This is a genomic window from Variovorax sp. 10L421, assembly GCF_056395365.1.
In genome coordinates this window covers 21412-36331 of the sequence record NZ_JBFTJJ010000038.1, presented here as the reverse complement: position 1 = coordinate 36331, position 14920 = coordinate 21412, and the positions used below count along the sequence as shown (strand labels likewise).

The window sequence follows — 14920 nt, the reverse complement described above, 5'->3', positions numbered from 1 at the left end:
CAGCTGCGCGCACAGCATCCAAGCCCTCCAGCGTCATCTGCTTGACCATCTCGAATCGGCGGGCAAAGGTAAGTCGGGCATGCTTATGGGTGTTCATCCGGTTGGGCGTCCTGAGTGGATTGGGTGTTTGGCGACTTCCAGTCTCTCAARCCCAATCCGGATGAACACCGGATACAACCTATTGGAGCTTCACAACTAGCCATGGCCTGAACGTGATAGTCCCCCAGATCCGTTGCCGGTGTTGTGTCCATCCATGGCCATCTTCAGAAATTTGCGTTGCCCGCCCAGCCGTCAACGATTCGCGGCGATGCTCAAAGCCTAGGCTGGCAAGACTGAGCGCCGATCAGCCACCACCCAAAAATCTGTGCTTTGCCGTCACCGGTTTTTGAGATCTCGTACCTCGCGATGACCCGACCTTCATGCGTCAGAGAAACCTCCCCGCGCTCGGTCTCCCGGTTCAAGTTCGAGGCCACGGCCCGATATGGGGCGGCTGGAGATTTCCGAGTGCATGCGGCCAATGCGTACGTCACGTCTCTGTAGACGAGAACCGGATCACGATCGATCTCTTTGGAAATCCGATACTTGGCTTCGGTCTTGAGGTCATTCACGTCGCGATAGCCTAGGATAGAACACCCCGTCGATAGCACAGCAAGAAAAACAATTGCAGCGGCGATCCTCACGGCTTGGACCTTTGAAGGTTCACCACGGTCGATCCGCCCCTCTCGACAACATCGCTGATGCGCTTGCCGATGACGTAGTACTCCTTGTCGATCGGCGCAAAACGTTTGTCCTGACGGTATTCCGAGATGTGGACTGTGATCGTTTCGTCAAGCGCTACTTCCTCAACGATGACATATCGCTTGCCGGCTTCGAACTTGACATTCGAGAACTTGGTGAAGTAGGCGCGCATGGCTCCACCGTTGATTGTCAAGTCATGGGTTCCCACCGGAACCTTCAGTTCCGAGAATGCCAGGTCTCTCGGAAGCGGCCTCGCGCGGGTGAATGAATAAGGCGTTCGCTCCAACTTCTTGCCGTCGATCGTCTGAAGTTGATAGGGGCTAAAAACGGCGACGTCGTCGATGGGGCGCGGTTGCGCCGAGAGCAACGCATATGGCTCGCCGGACTGGACGAGTTGATTGTCGTAGGCGCTGACTGCGGCCTCGACATCTGCCCTGTTCTGTGCCGCCATGGCCGCCTTTTGCTCGGTTGAGCAACCAATCAGGACCGCGACGACTCCAGTCAACAGGCCGAGCTTGCAGATAGTTTGTATTTTCAAGGGAGCGACTCTTTTTGCATTTGATGGATCGTGAACTTCGTACTTGTGGAGTCGAAACCCCTAGTTGCTCGCGTTGAGATTGAAGCCGAGTGTCACCTCGGCACTGTGGTAGCCCTCGGGCTTGCGAATGGGCGCGCCCACAAAGAAGTCGTAGCTCAGCCTGGTCCACTGACCGCGCACACCGATGCCCACACCTGGATTGAACGGTCTCGTTCGAGAATTTCTGCTCACAGTTCCCCGAGCTTCGCCGCGTCCACCGGCTTTTGCAGCCACTTGGCGATGTCACCTCCCAGCGCATACGTCACAACGCCCACCATGCTGCAGGTGCTGCGTGGCATGCCAAAGTACATGAACATCTGACGCTGCGCTGTGAATTGGGCTGGCGCGGCGCCGGGGCGGTCCAGCACACCGTGCAACTGCACGATCTTCGGGCCGCCGTAGAGCCCACCGGCATTGGCCAGGATGTCCGTGATCTCGATGCGCAGGGTCGGTGCGCCAGCAACATTGGCCGATGACGACGGCACCGCAAACTCATATGGCGCAAGCAATTGATCCTGGATGGCCTGGTTCAGCGATGCGGGGACATCGCACGCATCATCGGCCTTGGTCAGTTGCACGCCCTTGGTGGTCTTGCCGTAGCTGATGGCGGGAAGGATCACCGCATTGCGGGCGTTGGCCGTGGGCTCCGGTGGCTCGGCTTCGGGCACCGCGGGGCGGCGAGAACCACAGGCAGTGAGCATCACCGTGGTCAGAGCGGCGAGGACAAAAATATATTTGCTGGTCGTCATGAATTTTTCCTGTTGGTGTAAGGGCCTGGGCCTTGCGCGGGATGTGAACTCGAAACGTCGGTCGCGCATAACCCGATGTATGCCGATCAAGTGATGGAAGCGAGACGGGGCGCGTCCGGAGATTGCGGTGCCAGCTTGATCCGAGGTCCAAGTCGACCGAGAACCTCGTCGGTGACGAACGTCTGCTTATCCATGTTCTTGAGCTCGGATCGCAGTTCGACAAGAATGGATCGCCCTGCCTGCGCAGGACCCGCTCCGCTGGAGGGTATGTAGATGAACAAGGGAGCTGGGCTCTTGACAGCCATTGGTGCGGGCGGCGTCCGGAACACAGGCATCGCGCCCGCGGTTCGCTGCATGTAGGGCTCAAGGGCGCCGACAACCCGGTCGCCATCGATCTGCGGTTGTTGCACGGCCTGATTTACTTCGACGTCGGCATGCAGGCTCATCTGACCAAAGACATCGTCACCGGTGAGCACGGTGGTGTCGACGGTGCCTTCCACGATCCTGAATGCAGGTGCGCCAGCTTCTTTCGCAATCTGTGCGCTGCGGTAGAGCACGAACGCATCCCCCCAACGCGGCGGCGTGCGCGACGAGCCGATGAAGCGAACGCGATAGACCTGGTCGGAGAGCTTGTTGCTCGCGTAGCCGAAACTGTTGCCTCCGACACCTGATTCCCGATACTGTGTTGGAGCGATACAGGCGGTCAGTGCGACCACTGCGAGCAGCGTTGAGAACGTCTTAATGAACATGAATTTCCTCCCTGGAATTGAGCCGTTGATTTGATGTGTGGAGCTAGAAGCTCGCGTTCAGGTTGAAACCCAGCGTGACCTTCGCGGTCCGATAGCCCTCGGGCTTGCTGATGGGCGCACCAACGAAGAAGTCGTAGCTCAGCTTGCTCCACTGGCCGCGCACGCCGATGACAGCGCCGGCCAGGCTGCGGCCGAGCAGATCGACCGTCGAGCGGCCGCCCACATGGCCATAGTCGGCACCGACGTACAGTTCCGCCCCGCTTTGGCCCATGGCCCATCCGATGTCATTGCGGATGAGCCAGCCGCGCTCGCCCAGCAGACTCGTCTCGCCATCGAAGCCGCGCACCGTGTAGCGCCCGCCGATGGCGAAGCGGTCCTGCGACATCAGCGGCGTGCGGTTCCACTGCGCGCGGATCAGGCCGGAGTAGCGCATCTTCTGCTCGCCGAGCTTGAACGGCGCATTGAGGCTGATGTCGGCCGTGTACAGCTTCAGGCGCGAAGTGCCGTCCAGCGGCTCGCTCGGGTTGTCACGGTGGGCAATCTCTTGCGGCGAGGTCCTGGCGCCAAAGCCGCCCGTGCCACGCTTGTAGGCCAGCGTGCCTTCCAGCGTGGCCTCGCCGATGAACTCCTTGTGGTTCAGGCCGAGTTCCCAGCCGCCCACCACCTGGTGCTGCACCGGCACTTCCGTGTCCTCTATGATGCTGCGCGACTCCCTGCGGAAGCCCTTGAGCGCCAGCGTCGTCTTGCGGCGCTGGTCGCGGTACACCAGGCGCGAAAGCTTCATCTCGGCGTTGTTGGACTTGCCGGCGTAGCTGATGGGGCCGTTGAAACCTTCCACGCTCTGGTGGTACTGGCTGTTGGACGCCGTGAAGCCCAGCATCCAGTAGCCGTACGGCAGCGAGTAATGCACCGTCTGGCCTTCGGTGCCCTTGGCCGGATCGCTGAAGACGTGGTTGTTGATGTTGTGGTTCGCGCTGACGTAGAACAGGTCGTTCAGGCCGAAGGGGTTGTCCAGCGACAGGGTGGCGCCGGATTGGTAGCGGCCCGTGGCTTCGGTGCCGCTGTCGTCCAGGCTCAGGGTGACGCGCCACTTCTTGGATTGGACGTACTTGACGACAAGATCACTGTCGCCGGGCTTGGCATTCGGCGCTGTCGACGGCTCGATCTGAATGTCGGCTTCGACGGTGGGGGCGCGCTTCAAGTTCTCCAAGCCCTGCTCGATGTCGCGAAGGTTCAGCAGATCGCCGGGGCGTGCGGGAATGGCTGTGGCTAGCAAGGCGGAGCTGCCGAGCAAAGTCGATGAGGAGTCGGCGGTCGTGCGGATGGCGGCGATGCGGCCGGGCACCAGCGAGAGGGTCAGCGTGCCGGTAGAGAGATCCTGCGGCGCGGCGAGCACGCGGGTGGTGACGTAGCCGCGTGCAATGACAGCTTGTTGCGCACGTGCAAGGACCACGTTGACGCCAGCCGTGCCGAGGCAACGGCCGATGGGTGGATCATTGCCCTTGGGGCCTGATAGATCGGCAACGGCCCATTGGAAAGACGCGAGCAGCTCACCAACCAACAGCACACGGTCGATGCGAAAGCACGGCGATTCGGATTCAGGGATGCGCCGAACCGGAGCCGGAGGAGCGGCCTGCGGGCGCTGGTCGACAGTGCGCTCGTTCTGCTCGCGCAAAGCACGTTCTCGCTCCTGCTGGCGTTGTTGCTCGACAAAGGGTTGCGGTGCGCTGGGAACCTGGGCTATTGCAAGCACCGGAAGGCCAAACAGCGCGGTAGCCAAAGCAGCACGCGCGGGCAATTGAATCTCCCTGATCATCTTCTTTTCTATTCCACGATGCGTCGACAAAGCGACTAAGACGGCAAGCGCGCCTGCAGGCTACAAAGGTTTCCAAGTTGTGCCGAAGCCAAGACACTTCTCTCATCGCATCTGCGATGACCTGGATTATTTTTTCTTTTTTCCCATTTGCTTCTGAAAATACTCCGCAAGCTGATCCTCGAGTTTTTTTAAACCTACTTCATCATCTGGCAAATCAGCAACTATTCTGGTTTCTCCCATTTTGCTGACAACGTAAGCGGCGGAAGCAGGTAACGAAGCCTCGGGTGAAAACTTTAACCCCGTATTTCTAAAAAACATCCAAAACTCATTGCGCTCGATGAATTTCTTATCGAGAATCTTGACGTCTGATTCAATGTAGTCACGCAGCAGCGACTCGGCTTGTTCTTTGGCCAATTGTTGTGCTGCCTCAAAAGAAATTTCATTATCAATGCTCATAACGGACGCCCCAGTCGTACTTTCGGTCAACCACGTCACGGCTGTTGCAACAACCGTCACACGAGGACGACAAACAGCAGACTGCGAAGTTCAAATGAACTGACCGGGAAATAAAGCACCCCATGAATTGCCCAGCGAATCAAGGGCATGGCGAGCAAGACAACCAACGAAAAGCCGACGCCAAAAATAAAAATACAATTCGCAAATAGAATTCCGAGCATTCTCAAAGCCAAGCCTCGTTCAAACAGATTGCAAAACAAAGATGCTGAACCATTTTTCTTTTCACCTCCGCGCATTGCAGGCCGAACCCGACTGTCGCTCTTCTATCGCAAGCGCCTTGCGCCAAACAAATCATGGTGATTAACTAAATCCTAAAAGATATTGTTATAGTCATACATATACTCATCATTTTCGGCATCCGTCCATACATGCCCATCAAGTCGATCAATCATTACTATGCCACCGGCCTTTTCTTCGATTCCATTTTCCTGATTTAGGCCAAATCTCCAATAAACGGGAGGGCATTTTGACTGGGGTTGCGATATTTCAAAAACCGACGCACCAGCCCCACTGGCATATTTTTTTGCAAAATCAAACGCCCGAGACATGGAAATATTTTCAAAATCTCTATATTCAATCGGAACGCCAAAACAGTCGACCTTGTGCGCTCTCAAATCAGAAATTACCGATATTAACTTAACTCTACCTACATTAATTCCCAAGTATCCAGAATAGTATTTCTCAGCGTCATAGGAAAAATTCCTATCGAAGATATGTATAAACTTTAGTCGCTCTGACCGCACGGACTCACAGAGGTATAGATCAGCTTGTTTTTGCATAGCGATTCCTAATATTAATCACGGGCGCACAGTCACACCCCTGCCTGTAAGAACAGATCCAAGAGAGTTTACAGGGACTGCGTAACTTGAGCCAATTCCTAATGGCCAAGGGTCGCGGATATACGCCATCCCTCCTTTAATGGAGTCAACAACAATCGCGTGAGTGCCACCCGCCTCAGTAGTTACATTGACAATAACTGAGGCACCATTATTGGTTGCTGCGGTTATTGACTCAGTTGTCATCGTTGTTGAGTATCTGGCGGTACCACTAAATCCGAGCCGTTGAAGTCCATTTGGAACATTTGACAGCGCCGTCCCTGACGTATCGGTCAATATAGCTTGCCGAACGTATGCTTCAGGGGTATCGGTAAGGTTTGCTGCCATCCTGCAACTCGCCGCGACGCACGAAAAATCAAATGCTTGTCCAAACGTTGAATTGGTAGGCGTGTAGGGAGCTCGTGCCACATTTGTGAATAGACCTTCCCCGTTACCTGCTTGTCCTATTGCCTGAGAGACAGTTCCACCGCCACGAACAAGCACGCCAAGACCAGCACCAACCACTTGATTTCCAGCTTCGAGGATGAGGCCATCCGCGGTGCTTTGAGCGATCTGGCCTGCGGTCGACGTGGTGAAAGGCGTCACGATCGGGCCCGCCGTGGCAAACGCAACCCCATTGACTGTGATGCTCCCCTGACCATCGACGAAGACTCTGTTTCCCGCCGCCTGAGCACGCTGGACCTCCGTCTGACAGACTGACGATCCCCCGCCATTGACACATGCATCACGCAACGAAGCATCGCGCGCCGCTGAAATCTGGGCCAGCTGATCCCGCGTGTTGCACGCCGTCCTGTCGCCCCCGCCGCACGCTGCCACGGCAGCATCGTATTTCTCCTGCTCCGAAAGGGTTAGCAAGTTGGGCCGCTTCTGGCTCAGCCAGTTGTTTTCCACCGCATTTCCCGCAGCGCCCGCAGCGATGTAGACCGCTTGCGCATCGCCACCAGCGACGGCGGCCGCAAGGCTGCCGATGATCTGCGAGAACGCCACGGTCTCCAACGCCCGGCTGGGATCGCTGGTGGGGTTCATGAACTGGGCTGCCAGATGCCCAATCACTGCACCTATTGCGCCTGGAGCACAACCGTCGCTGTTGCCGGCCCTGCCTACGCCTACTGCGCATCCTGCGATGGCATGCGCGACTTCGGCGGTGAATGTATTGAGCGAGCCGTTGCCCCGCGGACCGTTCTGACCTATCCAATTCGCGCTCTGTGCTGCAACCGTATTCAGAAGCGCATTCGTCAATCCGGTGCGCAGTTCGTCTTCCAGGCTGGTGCCATTGATGGCGCTGCGCACCACCGCACTGGCGGCACCATCGACCAATTGGCGCTGCAATTGGTCTGTGAATCGCGCCGAACCGTTCGTGGCGTTCGCGAGGTTCTCGGGCAGCACGCCTCCCACGCTCAGTCCCTGGATGGCGCCAGCAGTGATCATCGCAGTCAGGATGTTCTTGACCCCCTGGCTGCTGCCCAGTTCATCGAACACCTTTCCTAGGTTGCCGTCGTTGTTGGCGAAGGAGATCGTCGCCTGGCTCGCCAGTGCCGTGATGCCCGCCTGCATCGCTGCCGTAGCGATGGTGGTCGTCGTTGCGGACAAGCCCAGCGCACCGGCCATACCGGTTCCTGTCGTCGTCGCTGTGCCGGCCGTTCCGACCGCGGCGGAGCCGGCACCGGCTGTTGCAACCCCCACTACGACGCTGACCACGAGGGACGCCACCGGCCCCATGCTGGTCTGGCTCTGCGCCCACTTCTTGTGCTCTTCCTGCACCCGCTGCCACTCGACGCTGTTCGCGAGGGCCGGATCGGATGTGAGCTGGTCCACCCATGCCATGCCGGGCTGCTTCGCCAGATCGGCAAGACTGGCGTTCTGCCCGAGTTGCGCCGTCACCCCGCCGCTGGCCTTGATGTTCAGGTTCTGGACATTGAACAGGTTGTACTGGCTGGCCTCGTCCGTGTGGCCCGCGCTCTTGGCCGAGACCCAGGCGCCGTCGCCATCGGTTTCCGAGCCGCTGAACGCGCTGGTCGTCTTCTGCGTGAGCAGGTTGAGCTTGCCCCCGGCGTCGATGCCCAGGGTTTGCGCGTTGGCCTCGATGGCGCTAAGCGTCATGTCGCCACCGCTGCGCATCTGGATGTCCTTGCCCGTGAGCGTGGTGCGCGCCAGGGTGGTCTCCTGGCTGTCGGCATTCGCGCTGGAGTGACTCAGACCATCCTTCTGCGCATCCTTCGTGCTGGCCGAAGTCGAGTTCTCGCCAGCCATCAAGGTCAGCTTGTCGCCCGCGCTCAGACTCAGCGTCTCGCCCGCGTTCAGCGTCGCGGCAACGCCTGTAAGGTTGCGCCCGGCACCAACGCCCACGTTGCCTGCGCCGCTGATCGTGGTCCCGATTTCCTTGCTCGTCTCGTCCTTGCGCGTGTTGTCGGAGCTCCACCGAATGTCATCCGTGCGGCCCGTCGTCACCGTGCCGAGGTTCACGTCACGCCCCGCGACAACCGTCGCATCGCCCGCGCTCTTGACCTCGGCGCCGATCAGGTTGACGTCGCGCACGGCCACGACATTGAGACTTCCCCCCGGGTTCGTGACGTACAGCTCCGCCACTCGGTCCAGCGTCGTGGCGCTGAGATTCACGCCACTGTCGGCGCTCGAACGCGCCAGCGGCCCCGTGTCGCTCTTCGAGTCGCGGGTGGTCGTCACCACGTTGATGTCGCGCCCCGCGATGGCCGTCAGGCTCTTGCTGGCATCGACCACGGCGCCGATGACGTTGATGTCGGTTCGGGCCTTGAGGGTGACGTCCTCACCTGTGATGCGGCCCGCGAGGTTGTTGATGTTGTCGGCCGACAGCGCCACCGCATGGCGCCCGGCAATCGTGCCGCCCGAGTTCGTGAGGTCACCGGACAAGCGCATGTCCACGCTGCCGCCGGACAGCACCGCGCCGGAGCCGTCGATGTCGCCCGGTTTCACGTGCACATAGACCTGCGGCACCAGCACGCGCTGGGTGCTGCCGTCGGGCAGAGTGACGGTTTGCTCGACCAGCCAGACGATGTCGCTTGTCAACTGCGCCATCTGCGCATCCGTCAGGGCGATGCCCGGGCGCAGGCCGTACTGCTTCGCAAAGGTCGCCCCGGCGTTCATCAGGGCCGTGTACTGCGCGTCGTCGCTCTCGAAGCCGTCCAGATAGCGGTAACCGGTGAGTTGAGCCACCTGTTCGCGGATCAGGCGTTCCTCATAAAAACCGTCACCCAGGCGCTTGAGCGTGTTGTTGGGGTCCAGTCCGAGGTTGTTCAACAGGTAGTCACTGCTGAGCCAGTTGCGGTAGTTGGCGAACCGGGGATCGGTCTCGATCAGGTAGTGGCTCGAAGGATCGGCCAGCGTTCGGAACAGGCTCGCGCTGGGAATGCCGACGCTGGGGGTGCTGGTGCGCACGACCGTGGCACCAGCGACACCGGCCGTTGCGCCGGTCCCGCTGATCGCCGACACCTCGATGATGGGGTTGACACGCGTGCTGCCAGCGACGCCGCCGGCCGCCTGCGCGCCGGCGCCGGTCTGCCCGAGTGCGAGCGTGCCCAGGCCCGGGCGGCCGACGGCGACAGCCACATTGCCTTCCTGGCGTGCCGCTGACAGCACGACGGTGGAATTGGTCGTGAGGTTGTACGGCGCGATCTGGTAGACCCGTTCATCATCCCCGGAGTGCGCCTCCACATAGCTGTGCATCACCGTGCCGGTCTGCACCGTAGGGGCGTCGACGGTCAGACCCTTGTTGACGATGGTGCCGCCGGTGACGTTCAGGGCGCCCCCCGCGAGGATCTGGCTGTTCTCGTTGATGCCGCTGCCCACGGCGATGTTCATCGCGCCACCCGCGATGATCTTGCCCGGCGCGGAGCTTTGCAGCACCGGCGTGGGCGTGGTGACGGCGTAGACGTAGGCGTCGTAGGTCGATGCGAAGCGTCCGGGCTCGTACTCGGTGCCCGTGAGCGAGGTGTAGCCCGTGATCGTGTGAATGAACTTCAGCGTGGCCTTGTCCAGTGCGGCGTGGGCCTGGCGGTAGTCCTGCCACTGGTCGTACTCGGCCTGGGTGACCGGGTGATCGAAGGGGACCCACTGGTCGTGGTTGGTTGCATCCGGGACCATTACCCCAGCCTGGCCCACGGTCATGTCCGGGTACTTGCGGCCGATGAAGTCCATGGGCAAATCCACGCCGGGTGGCGTGATCCCGAAGGTGGCCCAGATGGGATCGGTGCGCGAATACCAGGCGCCGGCGACGGGCACAGCCTTGCAGGTGCTGTCCTGCCCGACAGTGCACTCCTGGATGGTCCGGTCCTGGCTGCTGGCAGGGCTTTGCATGTAGTAGGCCCGGAACCGGGCCAGCTGGTAGTCCGGGGAGGGAACCAGCAGCCGCGCATACGGGTCGCTGCCCGCCGTCAGCGGATTGGCCGCGCTTGCGGCATTCCAGCTGTTCCAGCCGGTGTCGGGGAACTGCTGGAGGCCCCCGAAGCCGATGAGCACGTCATCGGCCTTGTAGCGCGTGCTGCTGCCCGGGATCTCGTACTCGACGACGCTGCGGGGTGTGCCGGGCTGCAAGGCCCAGGTGACACCGCCGTTGGTGTTGTTCAGCGTGGTGGTCTTGATGTCGACATTGCCGGTGGCCTCGATGGTCGCGGCGTGGTTGTCGACGCTCGTGGCCGAGCCGGTGGCATGGCCCAGCGCATCGAGGCTGCCGCCGATGGCGAGATTGCCATCGCTGAAGATGAGGGCGCCGTCGCGGTTGTTGACGGTGCCCGCGCCAATGTCCATGCGCACCCGCGCGGCGATGGTGGCGGCGCTGGTGGTGCCGTTGACGGTTTCCGAGAGATTGTTGAGCGTGCCCACGCCAATGGAAACCTGGTCGCCGTAGATGCGGCCGGTGCCGATGTTGGTCAGTGTGCCTGCGTCGATGCGCGTCACCACGCCGTCGACCACGCCCCGGTTGGTCACGGTGCCGCTGGCGCTCAGCCGGGTGGTGGTGCCCTGGATGTCGCCGGTGGCGGCGTTGTCGATGTTGGCCGCCGAGAGTGACAGGTCGTTGCCGGCGGCGATCCGGCCGCTGTTGGAGATATTGCCGCTGGTCGCAATGCTCAGGTCGTGATTGGCGATGGTTTCGCTGCCCGCCGAAAACGCCATGTCCTTCGTCAAGGCAAGACGCATGTCGCCCTGGGAGAGCAGCTTGCCGGTGCTGGTCAGTGAGGCGGCATCCACAGAAAGCGTCTTGCCCGCGAGCATGGTGCCGCCGGAGTTGGAAACGCTCAGGGTCTTGGCTGCCGCCGTACCCGCATGGGGATCGACGATGCTCACGATGTCGCCTGCGGAGATCAGGCCACCCGTGCCGTTCTCGATGAGGCCGGTGCTGATCACGGTAGCGTTCACATCGGCGCGGATGGCGCCGGAGGTGTTGTCGACGATGGCTGCCGTGATGGCCACGTTCTTGCCTTCGATGCCTTGATCGGCGTCGGAGGTGGCGGTGTTGTCGATGTTTCCGGCGCGCAGTGTGGTCGTGGCGCCCGAACGGATTAAGGCGCCCGCGTTCTGGATGCTTCCTGCGTCGAGTTGCAGATCGCCCACGGCCAGCGTCTGGCCGCCCCGGTTGTCGTAAGTCGCGCCGTGCGTGTCGATGGCGAGCGTCGACTGGCCCAGCACAAGGCCACCGCTGCCATTGACAAACTCGCCAGTGTTGGCGCTCAGGGCATTCTTCGAGCCGATGAAGCCGGCCGTGTTGTTGACGGCGCCGGTCTTCAGGGTGAGAGTGTCGCCGCTGACGATGCCGCCCTGGCCGTTTGCGTAGCCGGCGGCGTTGGTGTTGACGAGATCTCCGCCATGCGTGTCGATGGCCATCGCGCCACCGGACTGGATCAGGCCTGCGTCGTTCTTGAGCGCACCCGAGTTGACGTCGACGGTGCTGCTTGCGCTCAGGGTGCCGCGGGTGTTGTCCAGCGCAGCGTTGTGGGTGTCGATGGCAAAGCTGTTGCCGTTGACCTTGCCGTCGGTGTTCGTGAGGCCGCTGTTCGCGAGCACGACGGCGCCCGAGGCCAGCAGGCTGCCCGATGTGTTGTTGGTCGTGCCGGTGGTCGTGACACGAAGATCACCGGCCACGGACGCCATGGTGCCAGTGGCGTTGTCGAGGCTGGCGGCGTTGACTGTGACGCCGCCGTTGGCGCCCAGCGTGCCTTTGATATTCGACAAAGCTCCGGCCGCCGCGATGCTCAGCGTGCCGGGCGTGGTGATGACGGCCTTGTCGGTGGTCACGTCGCCTCGCGTGGCGATGATGGCAATGTTGCTGCCGCTGGTCTTGCCGGCCGAGAGATCGACGCTTGCTCCCTGGAAGGTCGCATTGCCGGCGGAGAGGTTGGTGCCGTTGGCCGCAAGGGCCCCAGTGGCGATGACACGCAGATCGCCTGCACCACTGCCCGATGCAGCGAATGTGCCGTCGCTCTGGATGCCCGCGCCCATCACGCTGGCCGTGCCACTCTGGACGCTCGCAGCCGTGATGGTGGTGTTGCGCCCCGAGGTGATGTTGCCGTCGTTGGTGAGCACGTCGCCAAGCGTCACGCTGACATCGTTCGCGCCGCGCAGCGTGCCGGCGTTCGCGAGCGTGCCCGATTGAATGCCCAGGTCGGTGGCCGCGTTGATCGAGCCGCCTGCGCCGTTGACAAGCGGACCTGTCGATGTGATCTGCACGCTGGACTTCGCCGACTGGATGCTGCCCTGCGAGTTCTCGAGCGAGGCGGTATGCAGCGCCAAGCCCTGGTTGGAGGCCAGGGTGCCGGAGGTGTTGACGGTCGCGCCAGCGACGCTGGCTGCGAGCGCCCCTGCGGCCGAGATGTTGCCGCGCAGGTTGTTGAGCGAGCCGCCGACCGTGAGATTGGCGTTGCTGTCGCTGGTGAGCACACCGTCCTGGTTGTTCAGGTCACCGGAGGTGGTGATGTCCAGGCTTCCGGTGCGCAGGGTTCCGGACGCGTTGTCGAAGGTGCCGAGGTTGGCCGCGAAGGCGCCGGACACATTGATGGTTCCGCCCCGGTTGGAGAAGCTCGGCTGGTTGAGCGACATGCTCGCCAGGCTCAGGGTTCCGCCGTTGTTCACGAGGTTGGCCGTTTGCACGGTGATGGGGCTGCCTGCGTAGACCTTGCCACCGTCGTTGAGGATCGCGCCGGCTGCAGTGATGCTGCCAGGAGCAATCGGCGCGGGAGCTGGCGCTGGTGTGCCTGCTGTTGTCGGGCCCCCGGTCAATGCGGGGGTGCCGGTCGAGCCACCGGAGCCCGAGTTGGGTGTGGTGTCTGTGCTGCCGTTGCTGCCGCCCCCGGCCGTGGGAGCCGGTACAGGCTCGGGGCCGATCCATCCGCCGTTCGCATTGAAGATGGTCGGTGCTGCAATCGACAGCGCCGCCATGCTGGTCTGGCGGATCGTGCCCTGGTTGACGATGTCGCCGCCGGTGCTCGCGAGTTGCACGCTCTGGCCTTCGAGGGTGCCGGTGTTGAGCAACTGGCCGGATGCGGTGACGACCAGGCTGCCTGCGCTCGCACCGATGTTGCCGGCGTTGCGCACCCCGAGCCCTTGCTCCGTGCCCACGAGCACGATTTTCCCGGAATACATGCCGCCGAGCGCAGCCACATCGAGAGCGAAGGTCGGTGCGGCACCGGTGCCCGCCGTGGGCGTGATCTGCGTATGGTCGGCGCTGATCTGGTTCGCGCCTGTGACCACCTTCAGGTCGGTGGCGTAGATCGCGGCATTGAGCTGCACGGCGCGAGCGAGGATGGCCGCGTAGTCCGTCTTGCTGGCATCGAGGCCCGCGCCGTCGATGGTGACAGTGCCGCCTCGCACGAGGAAGCTGTCGAGGCCGCCGAGGGCGTTGAATTGCGGTGTACCCGTGGTCACCGTTGCGCGAGACGCGTTGACGAAGCCGCCGCCATCGATGCTGATCCCGGCTGGGTTGGCGATGATGATCTCGGCACGCTGGCCCGCAACTTCCAGATAGCCGCGAATCTGGCTCGGGTTCCCGCCGTTGACTTCGTTGACGATAATGCGCGCCGGGCCCGAGGCCAAAAATGGGTTCCCCTGTATGTAGCCCCCGAGCTGCGACTGCACATTCACCCGGCTGTTGTTCAGGATCGCGCCGTTGGTGCTAATGTTGAATTGGTTGTAGACGTTGCGAGATACACCTGCGGCCGAGGGCGTTTGGATGTTGACGTATGGCACGCCGTTGGGTGCGACCAGCACGGTCGGTCGCAGGTTGCCTGGGACGTTCGGCGCACCGACGATCTGCGCGTGGGCCGATGTCGCCGTGAGCATGCCCGCCAAAGCAGCACCGATCAGCATGGGAGCAAGAGCCACTGCACCGGCCAGAGCACCGCCAACCGCTGCCTTCGTCGCCTTGTTCGACCCCTTGCCGGTGCTCGTGGCGGTTTCCTGGACCACCATCCGAATGCCTCGGGCGGCGTTGAAAATGACACGGTGAAGCTGGCGATTCATGCTCTGACATCCCTGAGAGTTTTTTGGCTAACCGCAACGGTTCTGCAACGAAACGCGTCGGAGTCCAATTGTCAGGGCACTAAAGGCCTATGCGAAGGGCAGCCATGTGTCAGCCGTGCGCACAACATCACGAATGAAGCGCTCGCAAATCTCAACAATTCTCGCGATTAATACTTAGGCATTGAGGTCAATCGACCATTGCCCTGCGCCGTGCTCGAGGCGGGGAACTCTACGGCGACGAAAACCGCGCTCTGCGTCTCGACAAACATCAAGCCGATGTTGTCGCGGCGGGATATCAGTCCAGACAGGCCCGTCTTCGATCAATGCCCCTCCCCAACTGAAACGCAATCGCCCACCATGTCTGACATGGAGGGCCGTCATGAAACGTAAGTGCGCTTGCTGCGGCAAACAGTTCAGGCTAGAGACCACCCCCCGATCAGACCTTCTGCCTTCTG

General features: G+C 61.5%; 9 protein-coding genes and 1 pseudogene. 1 reads left to right on the top strand and 9 read right to left on the bottom strand.

All coding sequences use genetic code 11. From position 1 onward, the window contains the following. The 7 genes and pseudogenes from AC1DFC_RS28405 to AC1DFC_RS28375 all read right to left on the bottom strand — a co-directional run. Positions 1-97 (bottom strand): annotated as a pseudogene (locus AC1DFC_RS28405) (IS481 family transposase); the annotation flags it as partial. A 214-nt stretch (positions 98-311) separates the two neighbouring features. After that, entirely contained in the window at positions 312-608 is a 297-nt protein-coding gene (locus tag AC1DFC_RS28400) for a hypothetical protein (protein WP_478180475.1), read from the bottom strand. Positions 609-676: 68 nt separating this feature from the next. Continuing rightward, complete coding sequence (locus AC1DFC_RS28395) at positions 677-1276, bottom strand: hypothetical protein (RefSeq protein ID WP_478180474.1); 600 nt, start codon at positions 1274-1276, stop codon at positions 677-679. Positions 1277-1503: 227 nt separating this feature from the next. Then, positions 1504-2064 carry a hypothetical protein gene (locus tag AC1DFC_RS28390; RefSeq protein ID WP_478180473.1) on the bottom strand — a complete coding sequence of 187 codons (561 nt, stop codon included), beginning with the start codon at positions 2062-2064 and terminating at the stop codon, positions 1504-1506. An 86-nt stretch (positions 2065-2150) separates the two neighbouring features. After that, positions 2151-2813 carry a CC0125/CC1285 family lipoprotein gene (locus AC1DFC_RS28385; RefSeq protein WP_478180472.1) on the bottom strand — a complete coding sequence of 221 codons (663 nt, stop codon included), beginning with the start codon at positions 2811-2813 and terminating at the stop codon, positions 2151-2153. Positions 2814-2856: 43 nt separating this feature from the next. After that, positions 2857-4629 carry a ShlB/FhaC/HecB family hemolysin secretion/activation protein gene (locus AC1DFC_RS28380; RefSeq protein ID WP_478180471.1) on the bottom strand — a complete coding sequence of 591 codons (1773 nt, stop codon included), beginning with the start codon at positions 4627-4629 and terminating at the stop codon, positions 2857-2859. Positions 4630-4755: 126 nt separating this feature from the next. After that, positions 4756-5085: a hypothetical protein gene (locus tag AC1DFC_RS28375; protein ID WP_478180470.1), complete on the bottom strand. Its 330-nt coding sequence runs from the start codon at positions 5083-5085 to the stop codon at positions 4756-4758. Between the two features lie 147 nt (positions 5086-5232). Between AC1DFC_RS28375 and AC1DFC_RS28370 the strand changes: the two genes are divergently transcribed. Next, complete coding sequence (locus tag AC1DFC_RS28370) at positions 5233-5445, top strand: hypothetical protein (RefSeq protein WP_478180469.1); 213 nt, start codon at positions 5233-5235, stop codon at positions 5443-5445. An 11-nt stretch (positions 5446-5456) separates the two neighbouring features. Here the strand turns inward: AC1DFC_RS28370 and AC1DFC_RS28365 are convergent, their stop codons facing one another. Both AC1DFC_RS28365 and AC1DFC_RS28360 read right to left on the bottom strand, forming a co-directional pair. Then, on the bottom strand, positions 5457-5924 hold the full coding sequence (locus tag AC1DFC_RS28365) for a hypothetical protein (protein WP_478180468.1): 468 nt from the start codon (positions 5922-5924) through the stop codon (positions 5457-5459). 18 nt (positions 5925-5942) lie between these two features. Then, positions 5943-14465: a two-partner secretion domain-containing protein gene (locus tag AC1DFC_RS28360; RefSeq protein ID WP_478180467.1), complete on the bottom strand. Its 8523-nt coding sequence runs from the start codon at positions 14463-14465 to the stop codon at positions 5943-5945. Positions 14466-14920: the final 455 nt, after the last annotated feature.

What these genes read in the sequence shown, in the direction of transcription:
- AC1DFC_RS28390 (WP_478180473.1), bottom strand. Translation starts at nt 2,064, where the DNA reads ATGACGACCAGCAAATATATTTTTGTCCTCGCCGCTCTGACCACGGTG.
- AC1DFC_RS28370 (WP_478180469.1), top strand. Translation starts at nt 5,233, where the DNA reads ATGGCGAGCAAGACAACCAACGAAAAGCCGACGCCAAAAATAAAAATA.
- AC1DFC_RS28375 (WP_478180470.1), bottom strand. Translation starts at nt 5,085, where the DNA reads ATGAGCATTGATAATGAAATTTCTTTTGAGGCAGCACAACAATTGGCC.
- AC1DFC_RS28360 (WP_478180467.1), bottom strand. Translation starts at nt 14,465, where the DNA reads ATGAATCGCCAGCTTCACCGTGTCATTTTCAACGCCGCCCGAGGCATT.
- AC1DFC_RS28380 (WP_478180471.1), bottom strand. Translation starts at nt 4,629, where the DNA reads ATGATCAGGGAGATTCAATTGCCCGCGCGTGCTGCTTTGGCTACCGCG.
- AC1DFC_RS28365 (WP_478180468.1), bottom strand. Translation starts at nt 5,924, where the DNA reads ATGCAAAAACAAGCTGATCTATACCTCTGTGAGTCCGTGCGGTCAGAG.
- AC1DFC_RS28385 (WP_478180472.1), bottom strand. Translation starts at nt 2,813, where the DNA reads ATGTTCATTAAGACGTTCTCAACGCTGCTCGCAGTGGTCGCACTGACC.